The 20,596-nt window shown below is 46.2% G+C and carries 12 protein-coding genes; 6 read left to right on the top strand and 6 right to left on the bottom strand.

Annotation, left to right across the window (positions count from 1 at the left end; translation table 11 throughout):
• Positions 1 to 119: 119 nt before the first annotated feature.
• The 3 genes from glgB to CTT30_RS16100 all read right to left on the bottom strand — a co-directional run bounded on the left by glgB (position 120) and on the right by CTT30_RS16100 (position 7,289).
• The gene (gene glgB, locus CTT30_RS16110) at positions 120 to 2,300 is read right to left on the bottom strand and encodes a 1,4-alpha-glucan branching protein GlgB (protein ID WP_252037107.1); all 2,181 of its coding nucleotides are present in this window, start codon (positions 2,298 to 2,300) and stop codon (positions 120 to 122) included.
• A gap of 254 nt (positions 2,301 to 2,554) precedes the next feature.
• Positions 2,555 to 4,735, bottom strand: coding sequence for a 4-alpha-glucanotransferase (malQ, locus tag CTT30_RS16105; RefSeq protein ID WP_252037106.1), 2,181 nt, complete (start codon positions 4,733 to 4,735; stop codon positions 2,555 to 2,557).
• 100 nt (positions 4,736 to 4,835) lie between these two features.
• Complete coding sequence (locus CTT30_RS16100; RefSeq protein ID WP_239869609.1) at positions 4,836 to 7,289, bottom strand: glycogen/starch/alpha-glucan phosphorylase; 2,454 nt, start codon at positions 7,287 to 7,289, stop codon at positions 4,836 to 4,838.
• Positions 7,290 to 7,846: 557 nt separating this feature from the next.
• On the opposite strand from CTT30_RS16100, the gene malT reads away from it, so the two are divergent.
• Both malT and CTT30_RS16090 read left to right on the top strand, forming a co-directional pair.
• Positions 7,847 to 10,555 carry an HTH-type transcriptional regulator MalT gene (gene malT, locus CTT30_RS16095; RefSeq protein WP_252037105.1) on the top strand — a complete coding sequence of 903 codons (2,709 nt, stop codon included), beginning with the start codon at positions 7,847 to 7,849 and terminating at the stop codon, positions 10,553 to 10,555.
• 124 nt (positions 10,556 to 10,679) lie between these two features.
• Positions 10,680 to 12,017 (top strand): IS4 family transposase, encoded by a 1,338-nt coding sequence (locus tag CTT30_RS16090; RefSeq protein ID WP_252040115.1) that lies wholly within the window; start codon positions 10,680 to 10,682, stop codon positions 12,015 to 12,017.
• A gap of 27 nt (positions 12,018 to 12,044) precedes the next feature.
• On the opposite strand, the gene CTT30_RS16085 is transcribed toward CTT30_RS16090, so the two are convergent.
• Complete coding sequence (locus CTT30_RS16085; RefSeq protein WP_252037104.1) at positions 12,045 to 12,968, bottom strand: LysR family transcriptional regulator; 924 nt, start codon at positions 12,966 to 12,968, stop codon at positions 12,045 to 12,047.
• Between the two features lie 15 nt (positions 12,969 to 12,983).
• Positions 12,984 to 13,475 (bottom strand): GNAT family N-acetyltransferase, encoded by a 492-nt coding sequence (locus tag CTT30_RS16080; protein WP_239875009.1) that lies wholly within the window; start codon positions 13,473 to 13,475, stop codon positions 12,984 to 12,986.
• Positions 13,476 to 13,797: 322 nt separating this feature from the next.
• On the opposite strand from CTT30_RS16080, the gene CTT30_RS16075 reads away from it, so the two are divergent.
• On the top strand, positions 13,798 to 16,674 hold the full coding sequence (locus CTT30_RS16075) for an alkaline phosphatase family protein (RefSeq protein WP_252037103.1): 2,877 nt from the start codon (positions 13,798 to 13,800) through the stop codon (positions 16,672 to 16,674).
• A 52-nt stretch (positions 16,675 to 16,726) separates the two neighbouring features.
• On the opposite strand, the gene CTT30_RS16070 is transcribed toward CTT30_RS16075, so the two are convergent.
• Positions 16,727 to 17,083, bottom strand: a complete 357-nt coding sequence (locus CTT30_RS16070) for a YibL family ribosome-associated protein (protein ID WP_239835792.1) — start codon at positions 17,081 to 17,083, stop codon at positions 16,727 to 16,729.
• 272 nt (positions 17,084 to 17,355) lie between these two features.
• On the opposite strand from CTT30_RS16070, the gene CTT30_RS16065 reads away from it, so the two are divergent.
• From CTT30_RS16065 to CTT30_RS16055, 3 genes are all read left to right on the top strand, one after another.
• Entirely contained in the window at positions 17,356 to 18,141 is a 786-nt protein-coding gene (locus CTT30_RS16065; protein WP_252037102.1) for a DUF4344 domain-containing metallopeptidase, read from the top strand.
• A 38-nt stretch (positions 18,142 to 18,179) separates the two neighbouring features.
• The gene (locus CTT30_RS16060) at positions 18,180 to 18,566 is read left to right on the top strand and encodes a thiol-disulfide oxidoreductase DCC family protein (protein ID WP_239835791.1); all 387 of its coding nucleotides are present in this window, start codon (positions 18,180 to 18,182) and stop codon (positions 18,564 to 18,566) included.
• A gap of 233 nt (positions 18,567 to 18,799) precedes the next feature.
• Complete coding sequence (locus tag CTT30_RS16055; protein ID WP_252037101.1) at positions 18,800 to 20,461, top strand: methyl-accepting chemotaxis protein; 1,662 nt, start codon at positions 18,800 to 18,802, stop codon at positions 20,459 to 20,461.
• Positions 20,462 to 20,596: the final 135 nt, after the last annotated feature.

Below are 20,596 nucleotides of genomic sequence, written 5' to 3'. Positions count from 1 at the left end.
GCCTAATGTCAATTTTTCGTTTTAGTGAAAATACCAGTTACTCACTAATCTATTAGGGAAGAAACCATCACCCGAGTATTTAGAGCGCAAATCTAGTATTTGCGCTCATCTTCCAAAGCTTACTTCAACTTGTAAAACACCGTCGCTAATGGTGGCAATCTGAGGGACAACGACTGTGGCTGGCTTTCACTCTCAACCATTTCTGTCACCGCACACTGTTTCACCTCATAACCACTACCCTTATAGCACTGGTCATCGGTATTAAGCAGCAGTTCATACTCACCCGCCAATGGCACACCCAGTCGGAACTTATCGTGAGGAACAGGGGTAAAGTTGGTAATAACCAAAATGCGCTCCCCATTATCGCTTAAACGTTCGTGGGCAAGAATGGAAGACTCAGCCGCATCCTGCAAACGCCATTCGAAACCACGTGGTTCACAATCCAGTTCATGCATCGCACGTTCAGATGTATACAACTTATTCAGATCGCGAGTGAGCGCTTGCACACCTTGATGACGTTCGAATTCCAGCAGGAACCATTGCAGTTGATCGTCGTGATTCCATTCAGCCGTCTGACCAATCTCTGCTCCCATGAAGTTGAGCTTCTTACCCGGTTGGCCGTACATGTAACCAAGATAAGCGCGCAAATTCGCCGTCTGTTGCCATTCGTCACCTGGCATTTTGTTGTGAATCGACCCTTTGCCATACACCACTTCATCATGTGACAAAGAAAGAACATAGTTTTCGCTATGTGCATAAACTAGCGGAAACGTGATGGTATCGTGGTGGTATTTTCGATGAACAGGATCTTCTTTGATGTAGGAAAGCGAGTCATGCATCCAGCCCATATTCCACTTAAAGCCGAAACCCAAACCGCCCATAAAGGTTGGAGCAGAAACCCCTGGGAATGCCGTCGATTCTTCCGCAATAGTCATCGCATTCGGGAAGTACTTATACACTTCCTCATTCATCCATTTTAGCGTTGCAATGGCATCATAGTTTTCATTGCCACCATCGACATTTGGGATCCACTGATCATGACTTCGCGAGTAATCAAGGTAAAGCATCGATGCGACAGCATCCACTCGGATACCATCAATATGGAATTGCTCAAACCAGTACAGAGCATTAGATACTAAGAAGCGACGCACGTGCTCACGGCCTAAGTCGTAAATGTAGGAATTCCAGTCCTGATGCCAACCTCGGCGTGGATCCGGATCATGGAAAAGCGGTGTACCGTCGAAATTGGCCAGTCCGTGATCGTCGGAAGGGAAATGAGCTGGAACCCAGTCTAGCACCACACCAATTTCAGCTTGGTGACACTGATCAACGAAATATTTAAAGTCATCCGGCGAACCAAATCGGCTGGTAGGAGCAAATAGCCCCACAGGCTGATAACCCCAAGAACCGTAGAATGGATGCTCAGAGACGGGCATTAACTCAACATGGTTATAACCCATATCGACCAGATAAGGAATAAGCTGATCAGCCAGTTCACGGTAATTCAAGAAATCGCCATTAGCATTACGACGCCATGAACCCGCGTGAAGCTCGTAAAAAGACAACGCTTCCTTACGCTTTTCAGTAACCGGTCGGCTTTGCCACTGAGTATCTTGCCAGTCGTAGCGAGAGTGATCATAAGTTACCGATGCAAAGGAAGGATACTGTTCCGCATATGCTCCCCAAGGGTCAGCCTTATGCGGTAGGCCTTCACCATTTGGCCCTTTCAACTCAAATTTATACTGAGTCCCTTCTTTCAAGTTCGGAATAAAGATGCCCCAAATACCATAATCGAGGCGCTGCATAGGCGTTCGTCGACCATCCCACTGGTTAAACTCACCCACCAAACTACATGCCGAGGCATGAGGGGCGTATACCAGAAAACGAACGCCCGAGATTTGTTTACCACCACGCTCTAAAGTCACAAACTGTGACCCCATGTGATGGTACATGTCTTTAGGCGTATGCAGATCATCATACTCTGCATAGATAGTATGATATTGGTAGGGATCATCGACGATCTGCTCTGAGCCTGACCAATGAACAGCAAGCTGATAATGCGTTTGAGTTAAATCTCTTTCTTGAGTCAAGATAAAACCGGACGCATCTTCGCGTTCAAGCTCGATTCTATCTTCGCCGTCAATCACTAATTCAACCTTGTCCGCACCGGGCATCCACACCCGTAACCCACCTTGCTTAGGTTCAAGATATGGACCAATAAAAGAAAATGGATCCGCAAACGAAGCATGCGAAAGTTGGTTATACAATCTGGTTTTCTTATCTAATGTTGCCGCTTTCAAGTTATTCTCTCCCTAACCTAACTTTCTGAAAATAGCCGAAAGTCTGCTTACATCTTTGAGGTGGATCATTGCGGACGGCAACGCTGACTAACAGGCGTTTAAATCGAAGCGCAACGTAAACAGCTTCTGGTTTTTATAAACAAAAGCCCGCTAAAAATGCGGGCTTAATATAGCATCTAAAAGTTTACCGCATTCCGGTTTAACATAGAGTGATAGAGTCGATATTTTTCTATGTTATCTGCGATAAGAGCCTGTTAATTACTCGCTTTTGCGCGAACTTCCGTCAACTTATGGGCAATGCGATTTACCTCTTCACGAGCAAATACTTCATCCAAATTCATTGACAGTTTACGACGCCAGTTTGGATACTCATCAACCGTGCCTGGAATGTTGACCGGCTTATCCATTTCCAACCAATCTTCTAACTGAACACTGAGCAATGTTGATGAGCCTGCAGCTACGTGCAATTGCAAAGCCTCAGCCAGATACGAGTCCATAGGAACGTACTGCGCATCTCGGCCCACACCTTCCGGAAGGTAGCCGTGCCAAGCCACAGAATCCAAAATACCTTGTTTACTTTCCAAACGATCTGCGAACAGGTTCTTCAATTGCTCTGGATCTGGGTACAAACCCAGCTCTTCGCCCATCTTTAAGTCGTCACAGTGCCAGAAGCCACGTAAAGTCGGCATATCATGCGTACATAGCGCAGACATAGACTGCTCAGCATAATGAGCTGGTGAAATGTAACCACCGTCGTCTTCTGACGTTTCGAAGAAGAACACTTTGTATGAATGAACACCTGCATCACGCAAAATCTCCACGATTTCATCTGGCACTGTACCTAAATCTTCACCAATAACGCTGCATTGATGACGATGAGATTCCAGCGCAAGAATCGCTAGCATATCTTCCACGGGGTAGTAGATGTACGCACCTTTGGTCGCATTTTCACCTTTAGGTATCCACCACAAACGCAACAAGCCCAAGACATGGTCAATACGCAGTGCTCCACAATGCTTCATATTGGCACGCAGCAGTTTGATGTAGGCATCGTAACTGGTTTCCTGAAGCACTTGCGGGTTAAGCGGCGGTAAGCCCCAGTTTTGGCCCAGAGGGCCCAGAATATCTGGCGGAGCACCGATGCTGGCGTCCATCACAAGATTGCCGTTATCAGCCCAGGTTTCAGCGCCCGAATCAGCCACACCAACCGCTAAATCACGGTATAGGCCGACAGACATACCTTTCTCTTCAGCTAATGCCTGAGCTTCATTAATTTGGATATCCGCAATCCATTGCAGGTACATGTACAGATGGACCTGATCGAGATTCTGTTCAATAAACTTTTGGACAGCGGTATTTTCAAAACGGCGGAATTCATCTGGGAAAACTGGCCAGCCCCAAACATTAGCATTTTCAGCATGCAAAGAGGCATGTAGAGCATCAAATGCGGCTTGATGCATCAGACTATCGCCCCCCTCTTCAACAAACGCTAGGAAAGCTTGAGCGCGCTCGGTGTTCTTATCCAAGTGGCGCTTCTTGAACTCATCAAACAGTAGCGGAAGGACGCTCAGCTTGAGATCCGCCACTTCGGTGTAATTCACCCAATGCGATTCACGCGCTTTTTGTAAGCGCTGCTGGAATTCAGCACTGCCAACACGCTGTTGCGCTTCGATACTCAATGCAAACTCAGGTACAGAACTGACATCAATGTATAGGATATTTAACCAACGGCGTGAGGACGGGCTATATGGGCTGGCGCCTTCAGGGTTTGCCGGGAATAATGAATGAATTGGGTTTAGGCCAACAAAATCACCGCCCCGGGAAGCAATATCAGCCACCAGCTGTTTCAGGTCACCAAAGTCACCCATTCCCCAGTTATGTTGTGTGCGCAAAGTGTAAAGCTGAATGCTCGGGCCCCACATTTTTTTGCCACTTTCGATGTCATCCTGTTTGTAACAAGCTCTCGGTGTGACAATCAGAGTCATCTCATAAGGGGACTTCCGGCGTTTGCGAGTGATCGTCAGCTTGTGGTAACCCCAAGCCAAATCACTCGGTAATGTAAACACTAAAGGGCCACCCTCTTTACGTTCATCGCGAACGATTTGAGACTGAAGATAGCCTTCAAGTACCTCTCCCTGCTCGGTATCTAAACGCCAGCTGAACTCGCTTTCACGAGCACTTGCGCCAAGATTAAGTGCCACTTCAACTGGCTCACCATCACGGACCACCAGCACTGAATCCAGCACATCTTTCTTGTGTTTTTTCTCTGCCGATCGCAGAAGAGTATCATCATTCGTCGTGTCGTAGCCTAAAGACGTCAATAAGTAGCGAATCGTTTCTTCGTCTACTTTTGCCTCATCTCCCCACGCGCTAACGTAGCTGTCGGCAATTCTTGCCATTTCAGCGACTTGTTGTAATGCGTTTTGTTCTTTCATCGCTCTCTCCGAAGGATTCAGTAACCTTCAAATGTAGGGTTTTTATTTATTTGTAATTAAGAGAGCCAAGGCTTAATAGCCTTGGCTTATTTAGGTGGAATTAGCGCTTAACCGCTTCTAATTTCCAGATATTGTTTACATAATCTCGAATTGAACGGTCTGACGTAAACTTACCAACCAAGGCCGTGTTAAGAATGGCTTTCTGAGCCCAACCCGCTTGATCTTTATATTGTTTGCCCATGTCTTCATGCGCTTGCACGTAAGAAGCAAAGTCAGCCAAACATAAGTACGGGTCACCGCCATCAAGCAAGCTGTCAAACGTTGCACGTAACAGACCAGGTTGACCTGGAGTGAACTCTTCGCCCAACAGTAGGTCAAGTGACGCTTTTAGTAGTGGGTCCGCGTGGTAGTAGTCATAAGGGTTGTAACCTTGTGCTTTAAGCGCTTGTACACCGTCAACGTCTAGACCAAAGATATAGATGTTCTCATCACCCACTTCTTCACGAATTTCAACGTTCGCACCGTCCATAGTACCGATAGTCAATGCACCGTTAAGCGCCATTTTCATGTTACCCGTACCTGATGCTTCTTTACCTGCTAGAGAGATTTGTTGAGAAACGTCAGCCGCTGGAATGATGATTTCCGCCATGCTTACGCGGTAATCTGGAATAAAGACCACTTTCAGCTTATTACCGATACGAGGGTCGTTGTTGATCTTCTCAGCAACCTTGTTCACCGCGAAGATGATCTCTTTCGCTAGGTGGTAACCCGGCGCCGCTTTAGCTGCGAAGAAACAAACACGTGGCGTACATTCGAACTCAGGTTCGTTAATGATACGGTGGTATAGAGACAAGATGTGCAGCAGATCTAGGTGCTGACGCTTGTACTCGTGCAGGCGCTTGATTTGCACGTCAAAGATTGCATTAGTATCTAGCTCGATACCCATGTTCTCTTTAACCCAATCCGCAAGACGCTGTTTGTTTTGCTTCTTAACGGCCATGAACTCTTTTTGGAATTTCGCATCAGTCGCAAACTGAGCAATACCTTCAAGCTGTTCAAGTTTAGCTGGCCACTCAGTACCAATCTTGTCTGAGATTAAGTTAGATAGACCTGGGTTACAGAACTTCAACCAACGACGTGGCGTAATACCGTTTGTTACGTTAGTCAGTTTACCTGGGAAGATTTCATTAAACTCAGGGAACAGATCTTTCTTAACCAGTTCAGAGTGAAGTGCTGCTACACCGTTGACTTTGTAAGAACCAATCACACATAGGTTTGCCATACGAACCATGCGGTTGAAACCTTCTTGGATGATAGACAGCTTAGCTTGTTTCTCACCATCACCAGGCCACATTTTACGTACGTCTTGTAGGAAATGGTGGTTGATTTCGAAAATGATTTCCATGTGACGAGGCAGTAGACGCTGAATGAGCGACTCTGGCCATGTCTCTAGAGCTTCTGGAAGTAGCGTATGGTTGGTGTAGGCAAACGTGCTTGCACTGATTTCCCACGCTTTGTCCCAAGATAGACCTTTCTCATCAATCAAGATGCGCATCAGCTCTGGGATAGCGATGGTTGGGTGCGTATCGTTTAGCTGGATAGTTTCTTGCTTAGGAAGATCGGCCAGTGCAAAACCTGCGGCTTCATGGCGACGTAGAATATCGCGTACCGATGCCGCTGAGTGGAAGTACTGCTGCATTAGGCGTAGAGTTTTACCCTTCTCGTGGTTATCGTTCGGGTAAAGAACTTTGGTGATGTTGCCAGCATCAATTAACGAGTGCTGCGCTTCAAAGTAATCACCGTTGTTAAAGCTTGCTAGTGAGAATGGTGCAATCGCCTGACATTCCCAAAGACGTAGCGGGTATACTGTATCTGATTCGTAACCAACGATTGGCAGATCCCAAGGCATTGCTTTTACTGTCATGCCAGGAACCCACTTGCGAATTTCTTTGCCATTCTCGTGGCTGACTTCTACGTGACCGTAGAAACCAATTTCTTGTGCCAATTCTGGACGAGCGACTTCCCATGGGTAGCCTTCAACACCACGCCATGCGTCTGGTGCTTCTTTTTGACGGCCTTCTTCAAAAGATTGCTTAAACAAACCGTACTCATAGTGCAGACCGTAGCCCACCGTTGGGAATTCTTGTGCCGCACAGGAATCCATAAAACATGCCGCAAGACGACCTAGACCGCCGTTACCTAGTGACGGGTCGCGCTCTTCTTCAAGTAGGTCAGTTAAGTTATGACCTAGGTCAGCCATCGCATCAGTGATCTGCTCGTATAGACCCATGCTGATTAGGTTGTTACCTGTAAGACGACCGATTAGGAATTCTAGAGAAAGGTAGTTAACGCTTTTCGCGCTTTGAATCTTTGGGTCTTGTTCAGTTTTTAGTAGATCCAATGTCGTTAGCTCAGCCAAAGCTCGACCCATCGCGAGGTACCAATCACGCGGAGTCGCAGTCGCTTCCGTCTTTGCGTAAGTAGTCGATAGATGCTGCTTCACGCTTTCTTGGAATAAAGCTTTATCAAATTTTTTCTGTTGCGTAGGTTTCATTAGAGAAATCTCACTTATCGGTTTTAATCCATCTGAGACATATCGTGCATTGACATGACAACCAAAACATCCTCCTATATCGACAGCTCATTAGGAGGAGGATGCAGGGCGTAGAGGGCGTATGACCAGAAGCTCAGTGATCTAACTCCCAAATCAATTGGGCTCAAACCTTCGCTCTGGTGATAAAGATCACACCATCAACGAAATTCACCTTAGCCTTGGTGTATGAACCTTAGGTGTCCATATTCTCAATAATTTGAACAATATGCTCACCTGATCACATATTGAGCGCTAAATTCACGCAAGTTACATAGTTTTTGGTGCAGAAACAGGTATAAGTCGCACTTATAAATCCGATTAAAATAGATTTAGATCACAAAACAAGGGCGTAGATAAGAGGAAAGTGTGAAATACGCGAAAATCTGGCGGTTGATCAATAACTGTCGCTATTGTTCTCAAGTAACATCCCTGTCATTAGGTCTGATTGACTAAGTTTTAATCAACATACTCCGAATAAAGATTGGTATTTGTGAGTATTTCAGAACAGGGAAAAGAAGATGTGGATTCCTTCGAAATTAACCCGTCCAGGGCGTTTACACAACGCAATTGTCCGCCCAAGAGTTCTCGATTTATTACAGCAAGCCCCCTGTTATAAACTCATTCTTTTCCGTTCGCCCGCAGGGTATGGCAAAACAACCATGGCATCACAGTGGTTAGCCGACAAAACCAACACGGGCTGGTACAGTATAGATGAGAGTGACAACGACTCATTCCGCTTTATCAACTATCTGATCCAAGCATTGAACAAGGCCACGCACAACGCTTGTCCGAATTCTCAGAAACTGGCTGAAAAGCGCCAGTTTTCTTCTCTTCACTCACTATTTAGTGAAGTGTTCGCTGAAATCGCCAATTTTCACCAAGAGTGCTATCTGGTCTTGGATGATTACCACCTTATCTCTAATGATGACATCCATGAAGCGATCCGTTTTTTCCTCAAGCACATGCCGGATAATCTGACGCTGGTCGTCACCAGTCGCGCAACACCACCGTTAGGGACTGCAAACCTGCGTGTTCGCGACCTCATGATCGAGATTGGCGATGACCTTTTGGCATTTGATACCGAAGAAACCACTCGCTTTTTTAATCAACGAGTGGCTGATGGCATTGACGACGCGACTGCCGACAATTTACGAAATTATGTAGAAGGCTGGCCGTCAGCGCTACAATTAATCGCATTGCAGGCGCAGCATCAACACAAAACCTTAGCTCAGTCTGCTGAATCCTTTTCTCAATTTAATCACGCTCACCTGTGGGACTATCTGGTTGAAGAAGTGTTCGATCTCTTGGATACAGAAACACGTTTATTTCTACTGCAATGTTCTGTACTTGATCACTTTAATGATGCTCTGGTATCGACTTTGACCAAACGTGATGACGCTCTTAGCATGATTGAGTCACTCAACCGCTACGGCTTATTTATCCACCCACTTGAAGGCGAACAAAACTGGTATCGCTTCCACAACTTGTTTGCTGAATTTCTCGCTCACGAGCGCTCTGCTCGTATACCTCAGCAAGAGCAAGAACTGCATCAGACTGCGGCTCAAGCATGGTTAAAGCTTTCTTCTCCTCACCAAGCACTTCGTCATGCTCAAAAAGCAGGAAACCGCCAATTAACTGCCGACATCTTGAGCCAATATGGCTGGAAAATGTTCAACAGCGGCGAGCTTCAAACTGTAGAAAAAGCGATTAACACCCTCGCCCCTGAACAACTCTATAGTGAACCGAAATTGTGCATGTTGCAGGCCTGGTTAGCGCAAAGTCAGCACAGGTATAACGATGTTGGTGACCTGCTATCCAAAGCGGATGAGCAAATGAAAGCCTTCAACGTCACATTAAGCACCAAAGAGCAGGGAGAGTTTAACGCCTTACGTGCTCAGGTCGCGATTAACCAGAACGAACCAGAAAAGGCACTGGAGCTGGCTGAACTGTCTCTTGGACAGCTCGACAGCACAGTGTATCGCAGTCGCATTGTCGCAACATCCGTTGTTGGTGAAGTGAACCACGTGTTAGGCCATCTGAGTCGCGCACTGCCTATGATGCAGCAAACCGAAAAGCTGGCTCGCCAGTATCAGGTTTACCATCAAGCGTTATGGGCAATGCTTCAGCAAAGTGAAATTCTCATTGCTCAGGGCTATGTACAGGCTGCCTTTGAAGTACAGGAAAACGCCTTCAAGCTAATCGAGGAGCAGCAACTGCAGCAAGTTCCAATGCATGAGTTCCTGCTACGTATTCGTGCACAGATTTTCTGGTGTTGGAATCGTCTCGACGAAGCCGAGGAATGCGCATATAAAGGCTTAGATGTACTGGGTAATCACAGTCCAAGTAAGCACTTACATAGCTACTCTATGCTGGCGCGAATCGCTATTGGGCGTGGTGAGTTAGACAAAGCCAACAAGTTCATTGAGCAAATTGTTCACCTGCTGAAGCAGTCCACCTACCATGTTGACTGGACGGCGAACGCTTCGTTGTCTCTGATTCTGTTCTGGCAGGCGCGAGGCGATATGGAAGCCATTCAACATTGGCTAGAAACCACACCTCGCCCAGAAAAAGCGTGTAACCATTTTACTCAACTCCAGTGGCGCAACATCTCCCGTGCACAAATCAATCTGGGTATGTTTGATCAAGCGGCTGAAACGCTTAAATTCCTTCAAGAACAAGCGAATCACAACAGTCTGGTCACCGACAATAACCGCAACCTGATTGTTGAAGCGGTACTGGCGACCACACAGCAAGATGAAGAGCGCGCCAAGTTACTGCTCAAACAAGCACTGGAACTGACAAATCAAACAGGGATTTTGGGTAACTTCCTCGTTGAAGGCGGCAAGATCGGTCATATTCTCGAAAAACTGGTCAACAAAAATGAGTTGGGTGACCTTGAACGCCACCGCGCTCAGCAGTTGCTTAAGGACATATCGACGACTCAACGTAGCCGCTCGGTTCACTTTGATGAAGAATTTGTTGAGAAGCTGGTTAACCATCCGAATATTCCAGAGTTGGTTCGCACCAGCCCACTAACTCAACGTGAATGGCAGGTACTTGGCCTGATCTATTCTGGCTTTAGTAACGAGCAAATTGCTCAAGAGTTGGATGTAGCGGGCACCACAATCAAAACTCATATTCGTAACCTGTACCAGAAACTCAATATCGCGAATCGAAAAGAGGCGATAAAAACAGCAGAAAACCTCCTGCAATTAATGGGTTACTGATACTAGGCCCTCAATCTCAGCAAAAAGCCCTGACTATCAGGCAATGTAGATCAGATAAGGATCGGTTGACCGATCCTTCTGATGAGAGACAATCGGAAATCTGTTTATAGGTTTCCGATTTTTTATGTCTATTCAACACTTCTTTGCCGACTTCCTTGAAGAAAACCCTGTTGATGTTGCCCAACTCACCACCTTTTCTGAACACATTCCCGATGCGTGGGTAGCTAAAGCAGCCTCACTGTCCGATAAAGCGACTATCCGTCGACGCCGATTACCGAGCGATATGGTGTTGTGGCTGATTGTGGGTATGGCTTTTTTCCGCAATGAACCCATTGCCGAAGTCGCTCGAAGAATGAATGTCTGTGCTGACGGTTTGGCTGATGAAGAGCTATTGGCAAAGAGCGCCTTAACCCAAGCAAGACAACGCTTAGGCAAAGCAGCACCCGAATGGCTGTTTAAGCAATGTGGGAAAACGTGGGGACTTGAGCGATACCCTGATGATGCATGGCAAGGCTTACAAGTTTTTGCTGTCGATGGCGCTCTTTTTAGAACGGCTGACACACCAGAATTGAGGGAACATTTTGGCTCTGGAAATACGTCTAGCAACAGACAAACACCTCATCCAGTATTGAGAGTTGTGACTATGATGAATGTTCGCTCTCATGTCATCGTTGATGCGGCGATAAGCCCGTATCGCCGAGGTGAAATTCCTCTAGCGATGCCTTTCATCAACGCTCTACCAGACAACTCAGTGACGTTACTGGATAAAGGTTTTTATGGTGCAGATTTACTCCTTTCTCTGCAAAACAGTGGAATAAATAGACACTGGCTTCTCCCTGCAAGGAAAGGAGTCAAATATACTCTACTGGATGATAAAGAAAGCAGTGACATGCTTGTGGAGATGAAGGTCTCACCGCAAGCTCGTAAAAAGAATCCTCGTCTTCCAGAAAAATGGACAGTCAGAGCCGTCAGTTATGAGGTTCAAGGTAAATCCAAAACGGTGTTTACCTCGCTTCCTAGAGAGCAGTATGACGCTCAATCTGTGGCAGAGCTTTATCATGAAAGATGGGAAATCGAATTAGGTTACCGTGACATCAAGAGCTCAATGCAACACAACGCTTTAGTGTTGAGAAGCAAAACAGTCGAACTCGTCTATCAAGAGCTGTGGGGGTTATTACTTGGTTATAACTTGGTGAGACGAGAGGCTAGTCAAGCTGCCGTTGAACACGGACGCTTACCTAATGAAATCAGCTTTAAGTACGCTTGCCAGTTTATAGCCAGCCAGCTCAAAATGATGAGTAAAGCGGTGTCTTTAGGTAACACGCCGAAACGCTTAAAGAGCCTTCGAGGAGATTTATCTATCCTCTTTATAGACAAACGCCCTAAGCCAAATCGGCCTAGGGCGGTAAAAATATCAAAGACCCGATACCCTGTTAATCGCTACGCAGCTCCTCTTAAGTGAACTACGTTGCTGACTATCAGGGCTTTTTTACATCTGTTCAACGCCAGAAGCATGCATCAGCTTCAAATGCCGCTGTAATGCTGCAAAGCTCTGCTCCCGAAACCATCGATGGGCAGGATCTTTTTGATGCCGACTGTGCCACAGCAGATAGTAGCTATGCTTGGGCAAATCAAAGGGCAATGGTTTTACAACGTAGTCAAACCGATTAGAAAAATAGCCCGCCAAATGCAAAGGCGCGGTAACCAGTGCGTCACTCTGACTGACTAATTCCATTGCCGCAGTGAACGATGGCACCCTGGCGATCACCTTACGCTGAACCTTGCGATGTTCAAACTGCTCGCCCACATACTGACGCATCTCTCGCATACCATGCACCATCACATGGGAAGCACTAAAATAATCATCCATTTCAAGGCTAGCGTCAGCCAATGAATGATTACCAGACATCAGTACTACATATTCATCTTCAAGCAATTTTTTGCCGTAGATATTCTCAGGAAAGTAGTCGAGTGTGGTCGCCAGTACATCAATCGGGCTGTCACCGAGAACGCTAACATGCTGATCTTGCCACAGCTCTCCATTTACCCCTGCGTTTGGGGCCAATCTAAGCAGTTCAGCAGACACCAGAGGCACACTCGATTCAGACAAAAATGCCGTGTAGGCCAGTCTGAACTCTCTTTGACAAGCATGAGGCAAAAATGCTTCCACTGCATAAAGCTCATCCAATGACCCAATCAACTCAGGCAGTTGAGCGAGTAACTGCTGGCCTCTGGCACTGACTACAAACTGTTTGCCTTCCCGAATCAAAATCGGGTCATCAAAGGCCGTTCTTATCTGACTCAAGGTTCGGCTCATCGCTGACTGAGTGACGTTGAGCTGCAGTGCAGCCTCGGTCAAGCTACGAGTTTGGAGCAGCACCAACAATGGGCGTAGCAGTTTGTAGTTATTCATATCACCTTCTTAGAATCACAATGACTTAAGCATCCATACATCACAGCCGTTGTGCAAAGTCCCCTCAAGAGGCGCAGTGAGGTGTTCAAATCCCAAGCTTTCGTAGAGTCGCACTGCCGCAGACATATTGGACAAAGTGTCCAGATAACAACGTTCAAAACCCTGTTGCTTAGCAAAGTCTAAACAGGCCAACGACAAGGTTTTTCCCAAGCCAAGCCCTCTACTCTCTTTAAGTAAAAAGAGCTTCTTCAATTCACACGTTTGCTCATTTTGCCCAAAAGGCGCAACACCACAACCGCCAACCACCTTGTCGTCTAAGAGCGCAACCAAGTACAAGCTACGGTTCTGCTCGTGATAATGCTGACTCATATTGTCGACCTCAGCATCAGACGGCCCAAACCCTTCTCCCACAGCACCATACTCTTTGCCGACCTGCTTGATTATCTGGCAGATCGCTGCGTCGTGTTGCGCTGTGATAGGCACTATACGAAGGTTTTCTTGGCTCATAGTCATCTCTCTTCAATATCATCTTGGACAGCTGCTAAGGTAAAGCCAATCAAGAATGAATTAAAATCACTTTAAGTCATACTAATCATGATAAAAAGTCATCATTTAAAGTTTAGTACTCCCTTCTCATCCCTTAGGGTTTACATTGTAAATTCATCTGAATTACATTTTCTCACTAGGATTAAATACCTGACAGCTACGACAACTGGAACCAAGTCACATTCTGACGCTATAAACTCAAAGCTTTGGTCAGCCTATTCTTGCACTCTCCCATAAGCCTGCCAGAATGAAAATCATCAGTATAATGAATGAGATATAAACAATGGCTTGGTTGAGAAAACGGCTTCTTCCTGCTGCAATTGTGGCAGCCCTTACCCCTATGAGCTCGGCTTACGCCGATATCGGTGATACCCCAGTGATCGGTGGGCTATTTAACTCAACAGAAGTACTGAAAAATCAAATCACCTCTTCATTGTCCTACTCGACGCGCTTTGCTCGTGATACGACTCTGTTTACCATTGGCGGACTGACTCTAGAAACCTACCTACTGACATTGCCACTTGATGCAAGAACGAAAGGTCGAGTCATGGCACAGATCGCTGATCCGACTTATTCCATTCCTCTCGGCTATTTTCTTTATCAGTTCTACGATCGCTACACAGGAATCAGTAGTGACGATGAATTTAAAGCCTACCTGCAAACTGTGTATGACAAACAAGCTCTGAAAGGCTTTGAGCACTCGCTCTTTGCTCTAGAAGAGAAGGTCAAAAAAGAGCCTAAGCAACACGCCAAGGATCAAGCTCACCAAGAAGGTATCCAAATTAATGGTCAGTTTATGGCAGCCATGGTGACCGTATATGACGCTTTGGTTCAGATTGGTGAATGGCAAGACATGGAACGCCTCCCTGACCAGTACACATATCTAACCAAGTCACCAGAAGATTTGGCATTGGTCGCCAAGATTCAACCAATCGTGGTTGGCATCATGCAACAAGCCGCTTCAGGGATGGAAGAAGGCGACATGAAACAAGCCATACTCGGCATTGTAGCCGATGGTGCAGCCGACAGAGCCAGCGAACCGAATAACAAAGCACAAGCGTTAACCATTACCTTAATTGATTTTGTGCGTCTCAATGTGCTGAAAGCCTATCGTCAGTTTGTCTATCAGGATGAGAGACAAGAACGCCTCAATGACTGGCTACAAAACGCGTTTGATGATCACCCTCAACAAGCAATTGAGTTTCTCGAGTCACAGCAGAACCGCCGCTTTGCTGTTCAGATAACGGTCGACGGGTTGCAACAAGGGTTAATCGAAGGGTTGGTTGATCCAGATAAGCCTTTCCTTTCCCACGCTTACCAGCAACATACCAAGAGTACTGAGCTCGGCAGCCCTGTCGCAACAAGCAGCCCAGAGCACGTTCAATCCATGCGTTTTCTTAAGGTTCTATCAGAACAAACGTATCGTGACCCATATTACTTACCGTTCTTCAAGCGACTTTACCAAAATCATACCGACTCCATTGCTCGGGTAGGTATCTCTTCCACACCGACGATTAGCGTAAGAAACCTGCCTATCATCAAAACAGGGGCAAAAGTCTCTGGCGAACAAGGAACAGGAATCCCGAATTTCCACTTTGTCGACCGAAACGAAGACAGAGCCTATTACTTCTTTGGTAATGATGCCCTTCAACTTGATCGCTTAATGCAGGCCAATCAGGTTCAGACCATGTTTGACCGACTGGTTCACTTGAAAACGCTTAACTGTAACGCCCAATATGACTGGAATGCTCACACCAGTTACGACGGTCTGGTTAACCTTGGCGCAGGCGAAGCACTGCGTGACTTTGGTGAGAAACGTTGTTTGAGAGAGCTGAATGAAAGAGCCGAAGTAGAAAACGTGCTAACGAAGCAGCGTCAGTCCCTCATCGATAACATTCAAAGCTATCAAGAGATACCGCTGTGGGACTTCTACACCAAGTTGACCCGTAAATGGAAGATTGAACAAGACATCACTACTTATGCAGAACTTGATGGACAAGGGATGCCAGATTACGCCCTGATATACAATCCATGGCCGGATCACTTTGCCCACTTCGTTGGCCCTTTTAGCGATGAAATCATTATGCCAACAGGTGAACTCAACCGCCTCGATTATTGGATACGTCAAATTGAACAAGCGTACAAGAACGCCGGCATTTATCAGCAGACACTGTGGGGAATGGCGGGGGACCATGGTTTATCTCCGGTCTACTACACCTTAAATCCGGAGAAAGCGATCTTTGAGCCACTTTCGGAATCACTCGACTACCCTCTAGTGATAAAGAAAATCTCATCTGATGAAGGCGAAGGACCAAAGATCACCAATGCATTAAATTATCCGAGTAACCAAGGTGTTGATGTGGTGGTAGCCTCTACCGCTGGCGGTAACTTCATGATGGATATGTTTAATTCGCAATCGGGCTGGCAAACACAACCAGTCTATTCAGAGCTGACCGACTGGGCACCCGTGAATGCTCCGCAAGGAGAGAAGTTGGACATCATTGCCGAGTCAATCGAAAAACTGGCAGATAGTCTCGACTATTTAGTCGTCAGAGAATCAACCTGCGATGAGATAGAGTGTCAGGTACGTTTGGTCGCTCAGCGTGACGGCACACGAATCGATGAAATCATTATCAAACAAGGCGAGCGCTATTTTTACAAAGCCAATAGAAAAACGGCGTTACTGGAAGTCAATAAACTCAATCCTTACCTGCCTTCGCCAGATCAGGCACAGCTTGAGACGTTTGCTCAGTTAGTCGCTAAATGTGTCAATCGTGCAGATATCACCAACCCACAGAGCTGGTGTGACGAAAAGCAATGGCGCGAGCTGACCCAATTTACGCCTCGGCCTGATTCAGTGGTACAACTCGCCAAGCTTTACGCCGAACCGCGAGCAGGTACAGTGAATTTGTTCCCTCGCGAAGGGATTGGTTACAACACCAAAGTACCGGGGCGCCATGCGGGCGAAAGCTATTTGGAGAAGGACGCCTTTATCGGATTTTGGGGCACTCCAATTGGCAAACAAGCTACGCCACTGAGTAGTGAGGAGAACGGCTCTCTGGCTCCGACTCTGTATCAATATCTGACCGGAGATGACGTTAAAGCCGGAGAAAATGGTTGGGGATATCCATCATTGCTTAGCAAACTCGATATTCACTAAGCCTCCTTCAATAACGGAAAGCGCCTTACGGCGCTTTTTTGTTACCTGAAAATCAGAATTTTTTCGGTGCGTAGCCTGTCATGACTTCGAGTCTCAGTTCTTTACCCAGTTTAGTCATTGGATGAACCACGATTAGACCTTTGACTGACCTTTTCAGTTTGCCCATGTCTGCTTGTTCTTCTTTCGTAATTGCGCGTGAGAATGGCATGTCAATCAAGCTCTTACGCTCTTTGTTCATGTCATATTTTTGTTTGCTTTTCATCACGTGAATTTTTTTGCTTAGCTTGTCTGCTTCGTCAGTGAACTTAGTCACCATTTCCTGATCACCACGAGCTTTCGCCGCATCCAGCTTACGCTGACACTTGTCCAGACGATTGTGAAGGTTTTGAAGTTCTTGCTTAGTGCTCATGGTATTGATCTCATTGAAACAGAAAAGGGCGGCGAGTGTAGCACAAGCTGACTCGCTGCCCTAATTTTAGTCGTTAGGAGAGTTTTTGGTCGTAATCTTTACTGACTTTCTGCAGTCACTCAGAATCAGTTTGAGTAAAATACCTCAATACTGCATTTAACGATCATTTTCATCGACAAGTCTCCTTTCGAAGCGCGATTCAACGCAAAGTAACGTTTTTTATGTCAATATTGAGTTAGCATATTAAATACACAGATAGATTGAATTTGCCTATGTTTAAACATCTTTTCCCGCTGGCTCTTGTTGTGATGACGACAGCGAGCACACCGGCAACATATGCCGCTAAGAAGAACATTCAGATCCAATATCTGCCGCCCGCTAATCAAGCCGAAGGGCAAATGAAAGCAGACCTTGAAGCAAGCGGAGTCAACGATACCGTAATAGAGCTGTCAGATACGCTGTTTCCATTCAACAAGACGTTAACCATTCAATATGGTAGTAAAGATGGGCCACTTTATGATCCAGAGCAGCACACGGTGCATGTGCCTTATCACTTCTATCAGGAAGCGCTGAATTACTTTATCAAGAACAAGTACGACGAAAAGTACGGCAAAGAGGCAAAATTTGGAGCGATGGACACGGTTTTGCATACTCTACTCCATGAGGCCGGGCACGCTTATGTCGCCGATCAGAACATTCCTATTCTCGGTAAAGAAGAGGATGCCGTAGACAATTTTGCTGCGATTTTAATGATCGAATATTTAGACGATGGTGATGAAGCCGCTATCAGCGCTGCCGATATGTTTGCTTTTGAGTCCGATGACAGGCCAGATTACTACGACTTTGGTGAATACATCGATGAACACAGTTTTGACTTGCAACGCTACTTCTCAACTTTATGTTTGGTTTACGGCAGTAACCCTGAAAAGCACAGCAACTTGCTCGATGAAGTAGAAAATGATTACTTGGCTGATCGAAAAGATTTTTGTGTTTTCCAGTACCAGTCGCTCAGCGATGACTGGCACACTTATCTAAAAGAGCCTGTGGCTGATCAATGAAGTCGCGTATACGTAGAAGATGGAAAAAGGATAAACCTATGACTCAACTTACGATTTTCTACGATGGTACCTGCCCACTGTGTGTGAAAGAAATGGAACGCCTTGCACACTACGACAACCAGCAGCATTTGATGCTGGTTGATATTCACTCCGACAACTTTCTACATTATCCAGATATTGACGCTCAACGTGCGGCTAAAATTCTTCACGCACTGGATAATAATGGAAGGCTATTGCTTGGCTTAGACGTAACTTATCGTGCATGGAAACTGGTTGGCAAAGGCTGGTTGTACGCACCATTGCGTTGGAGACTCATCCGTCCAGTTGCTGATTGGTGCTATATCAAATTTGCTGACAACCGATACACCATTTCTAAGTTGCTGACTGGAAAGCGGAAATGCGATTCCGGTCAATGTTTCAGATAAAACACAACGAATACCAAGCATTAAACGCTAATTAACCTATCAAGATTCACAGTCCTGCGTCGATAAATTGGCTAGTCTTAAAGAATAAACGTTTGGGCGAATACGCTTCTTCTGCTTGTTAATAAGAGTGATTTAGCGTGTATAGCCCAAATTAATAACAACAGGCGTTTCATGCCAGATGCAGCTCTGACAATGTAAAAACGCCAAAGACCTTTCAGAGACAGGATGTTTGTATGAGTCTAACGATTAGAAGTCGCCTATATATTTTGGCGCTTATTCCTTTACTGGTCATCGCAATAGGCATGCTTGGATTTACTTACGTAAAAACCAGTGAGCTCAATGATCAGCAAATCGAAGTTACCCGCACCAACATGATGAACATGAAGAAAGCGGAACTGAGAAACTATCTCCAAATGGCGAAATCTGCCGTTCAACCTTTTCTCGACAGAGGTGCCAGCTTAGAAGAAGCGTACCCGACTCTAAAAACATTAGAATACGGTAAAACTGGCTATGTATTTGGTTATGACTCTAAAGGTATCCGTAGAGTACAAGGTCAAAGTTCTAAAGGTATTGGTGATAGCTTCTGGAACCTACAGGACAAACAAGGTAATTACCTAATTCAAGATCTTATCCGTAACGCTAAAACAGGTCAGTTCACCACTTACTACTTCCCTAAACCGGGAGAAACCGAAGCATTACCTAAGCTGAGTTACTCTATATTTATTCCTGAATGGGATTTGATGCTAGGTACAGGTTTCTATACCGACGACATCGATGCCATTGTGGCTGAAATGGAGAATGCGACCACGGAAGCGCTACAGGAAACCCTTTCTGCCATCATTTTGTTCTGTATCGTGATCGCGGGTATCGTTGCCGCCTTCGCCGTGGCCGTGAACCGAACCATCCTGAAACCACTAGAACTGTTCGATGCTTCGATCAGTTCTTTTGCCAGCGGAGACGCTGACCTCACCGCCCGCATGGAAGACTTCAAAGCACCAGAGTTTTCCCAGCTTAGTAACAACTTCAATGCATTTGTTGCCAGCTTACAAACCATCATTCGCAGCGTGAGTGATGTCGGTCAGCAAGTCGTTGCAGAAACAAGCAACATGTCTAGCCGGGCCGCTAAAGTGGACGAGTTAGCATCAGGCCAACGTGAAGAAACCGAGCAAGTCGCCACCGCAATGACTGAAATGACGACAACGGCATCCGAAATCTCAAACAATGCTAGCCAAGCGGCGCACTCTGCTAAAGAGGCCGATGACAACGCGAAAGAAGCTCAGGGAATAGTGAACTCTGCCGCGCAATCTGTTGAAGCCCTAGCCGAAGAAGTGTCTCAGGCGAATGGTGTCATTTCACGTCTTGAAGGCGATGTACAGAATATTTCCTCATCTCTTGAGGTGATTCAAGATATTGCCGAGCAAACCAACCTGTTGGCACTCAATGCTGCAATTGAAGCCGCACGTGCTGGTGAGCAAGGTCGAGGCTTTGCCGTCGTCGCTGATGAAGTGCGTAAGTTAGCCAGTCGTACCCAAGATAGTACTGGTGAGATCCACCAAATGATTGAGCAATTGAAAGCGGCATCAGATGACGCAGTCAGAGCGATGGAGTCAAGCCAGAAAAGAGGGGCAAGCACCGTTGAAGAAGCGAACGCTGCGGCACGAGCGCTGGTTCAAATTCAGGAGTCCATTGGAACCATCATGGATATGAACTCTTTGATCGCAACCGCAACCGAAGAGCAAAGCTTGGTTGGTCAGGAAATTTCACAGCGCATAGTGGTGATTTCCGACCAGAGCTCACAATCGGCTGAACTGGCCAACGAAAACCGCTCAGGCAGCCAAGAGTTGAATCAACGCGCCAACGAACTGTACGAATTGGTAGACCGATTTAAGGTGTAACTCAACAAACTAATTGCTTTATCAAAGTCAGTAGGGCCATCCTGCTGGCTTTTTCTTTTTGTACCACTTTCTACCATAAAACATCCAATTACCTACGCCCTAATCCCACTCTTACCACGCGCTCACCCTTATCTA

Origin of the sequence: Vibrio coralliilyticus (genome assembly GCF_024449095.1) — a bacterium.
GTDB classification, from domain to species: domain Bacteria; phylum Pseudomonadota; class Gammaproteobacteria; order Enterobacterales; family Vibrionaceae; genus Vibrio; species Vibrio coralliilyticus_A.
The sequence above is the reverse complement of the archived record's forward strand: the minus strand, read 5'-3'. Positions and strand labels throughout refer to the sequence as shown.

Bases quoted from the DNA above. Each gene is read 5' to 3' on its own strand.
- malQ (WP_252037106.1), bottom strand. From the start codon at position 4,735: ATGAAAGAACAAAACGCATTACAACAAGTCGCTGAAATGGCAAGAATT.
- CTT30_RS16100 (WP_239869609.1), bottom strand. From the start codon at position 7,289: ATGAAACCTACGCAACAGAAAAAATTTGATAAAGCTTTATTCCAAGAA.
- malT (WP_252037105.1), top strand. From the start codon at position 7,847: ATGTGGATTCCTTCGAAATTAACCCGTCCAGGGCGTTTACACAACGCA.
- CTT30_RS16090 (WP_252040115.1), top strand. From the start codon at position 10,680: ATGTCTATTCAACACTTCTTTGCCGACTTCCTTGAAGAAAACCCTGTT.
- CTT30_RS16085 (WP_252037104.1), bottom strand. From the start codon at position 12,968: ATGAATAACTACAAACTGCTACGCCCATTGTTGGTGCTGCTCCAAACT.
- CTT30_RS16080 (WP_239875009.1), bottom strand. From the start codon at position 13,475: ATGAGCCAAGAAAACCTTCGTATAGTGCCTATCACAGCGCAACACGAC.
- CTT30_RS16075 (WP_252037103.1), top strand. From the start codon at position 13,798: ATGGCTTGGTTGAGAAAACGGCTTCTTCCTGCTGCAATTGTGGCAGCC.
- CTT30_RS16070 (WP_239835792.1), bottom strand. From the start codon at position 17,083: ATGAGCACTAAGCAAGAACTTCAAAACCTTCACAATCGTCTGGACAAG.
- CTT30_RS16065 (WP_252037102.1), top strand. From the start codon at position 17,356: ATGTTTAAACATCTTTTCCCGCTGGCTCTTGTTGTGATGACGACAGCG.
- CTT30_RS16060 (WP_239835791.1), top strand. From the start codon at position 18,180: ATGACTCAACTTACGATTTTCTACGATGGTACCTGCCCACTGTGTGTG.
- CTT30_RS16055 (WP_252037101.1), top strand. From the start codon at position 18,800: ATGAGTCTAACGATTAGAAGTCGCCTATATATTTTGGCGCTTATTCCT.